The sequence below is a fragment of the Mycetocola lacteus genome (genome assembly GCF_003667575.1).
GTDB lineage: Bacteria > Actinomycetota > Actinomycetes > Actinomycetales > Microbacteriaceae > Mycetocola > Mycetocola lacteus.
Window position 1 is genome coordinate 1 of the sequence record NZ_RCUY01000022.1, and the last position, 701, is coordinate 701.

Annotated in this window: 1 rRNA gene; it reads right to left on the bottom strand. The window is 49.4% G+C overall.

What is annotated here, in order from left to right:
* Positions 1-434: ribosomal RNA gene (locus D9V34_RS17385) — 23S ribosomal RNA — on the bottom strand; the annotation flags it as partial.
* Positions 435-701 lie beyond the last annotated feature (267 nt).

Consider the following 701-nt stretch of genomic DNA (forward strand, 5'->3'; position numbering starts at 1 on the left):
AGCATTTCGACTACGGGGCTGGCACCCACTCTGGCTGGCCTTTCAAGACCATTCGTCTATACCGCTCTCTAATGTTCGAATCTCGGCAGAGATTCATGGAAAGTCCCACAACCCCGAACATGCAACGCCTGCCGGCTATCACACATGCCCGGTTTAGCCTCTTCCGCGTTCGCTCGCCACTACTAACGGAATCACTGTTGTTTTCTCTTCCTGTGGGTACTGAGATGTTTCACTTCCCCACGTTCCCTCTACCCGCCCTATATATTCAGGCGGGAGTCACCACGTAACCTTGCAGCCCGTGGCGGGGTTTCCCCATTCGGACATCCTCGGATCACAGCTCGTTTATCAGCTCCCCGAGGCTTATCGCAGATTACTACGTCCTTCTTCGGCTCCAGATGCCAAGGCATCCACCGTTTGCTCTTAAAAATTTGAAATCACATGAGTATAAAAATCGATCAAAAAACTGTAAAAGTAAACTTTTCAGAAATTGACCAATGATCTATAAAGATCATCTTTATCATGAACCACAACCCCAAAAGGGCTGTAATTCTTAAGATGCTCGCGTCCACTGTGTAGTTCTCAACGTACGGTCGATACCAAAACCCTCCAGCTCATATCCATGCTGTGAGGCTTTGGTCCGAAGGTATCAACAAGACGTTACCGCCTTGAGTGATCCCTCAGGACCCAACAACGTGCACCCG